This is a genomic window from Arthrobacter sp. 9V, from assembly GCF_902506065.1.
In the GTDB taxonomy this organism is placed as follows: domain Bacteria; phylum Actinomycetota; class Actinomycetes; order Actinomycetales; family Micrococcaceae; genus Arthrobacter.
Map to the genome: position 1 here is coordinate 1 of NZ_LR732974.1, position 1,267 is coordinate 1,267.

Annotated in this window: 1 protein-coding gene; it reads right to left on the reverse strand. The window is 68.0% G+C overall.

All coding sequences use genetic code 11. The annotated features are described in order from the left end of the window. Positions 1-282: 282 nt before the first annotated feature. Positions 283-1,267: MFS transporter (locus BACI9J_RS22890; RefSeq protein WP_159736671.1), on the reverse strand; the 985-nt coding region annotated here is incomplete at its 5' end.

Sequence of the window (1,267 nt, forward strand, 5' to 3'; positions counted from 1 at the left end):
CCCCGCAGGACGTTGTCGAGCAGGCGCAGGAACACCGCGTCGCGCAGCAGGCTGCGGCGCAGGCCGTGGGGATCGAGGTCGCCGGCCGCGGCGCGCATCGGGGTGTGCTCCATCACCCCAGGGTCACGCACGGGCGGAGCCCCCGGGGAGCGGGCGGCCGCTGTCGTGGATGATCGTCGCCGGTGTCGGACTGTGGAGGAGTGCCATGCAGGCACGGTGACAGCGCTGCGGCGGCGGCGCTAAACACTCTGCATACAGAATGTCAGGCCGCCGCCACCGTGCTCACTTCCGGTCGGACTTCGCATCCCCGGTGAGCACCGAGAGCGGTTGGGTGACGTCCTCCAGCCCCTTCCGCGCGGCGTCGACCCCGAAGATCAGGGCCACCACGCCGCCGCCGATCATCACCGCGGATCCGAGCAGGTACCCCCAGAACAGCGGCTCCCGCGACGACCCGTCCCCGATGAAGGCACCGTAGATGGCCGGGGCGACCGCACCGAAGATCTGCGCCAGCGCGAAGAAGTACGAGATGGCCTGCGACCGCAGCTCGAGCGGGAAGATCTCGCTGACCGTCAGGTACGCACTCGACGCACCGGCCGAGGCGAAGAAGAACGAGACGCACCAGAAGGCGACCTGCACCGTGGCCGAGATCGCGTCGGCCCGGAACAGGAACGCCGACGTGGCGAGCACGAGCCCGGACACCAGGTACGTCAGGAAGATCATCTGGCGACGACCCCAGGTGTCGAAGAAGCGCCCGAGGATGATCGGCCCGAGCAGGTTGCCGATCGCGAACGGGAAGAAGTACACCGCCGTCTCCGCTGTCTTCAGGCCGAAGAAGTTCGTCAGCACGAGCGCGTAGGTGAAGAAGATCGCGTTGTACAGGAACGCCTGCGTGATCATCATCGTCGCGCCGACGAGCGTCCGCGTCGGGTACTGCTTCAGCAGCACGCGCGCGATGGTGAGGAACCCGACGCGGTCGGTCGGCGTGACGGTCATCGCCTTCGACTGGTCGACCTCGGGCAGCGGCTTGCCGTTCGCCTGCTCCACCGACGCCTCGATGCGCGAGACGGTGGCCTCGGCTTCTTCCTGACGTCCGTGCGTCATCAGCCACCGAGGACTCTCCGGGATGTGCCGGCGCAGGAAGATGATCGCGATGCCGAGCACCGGGCCGAGGAAGAACCCGATGCGCCAGCCGATGTCCTCGGCGAAGTACGACGTGTCGAGCAGGTAGATGTTCGCGAAGGCGCCGAGTGCCGCGCCACCCCAGTAC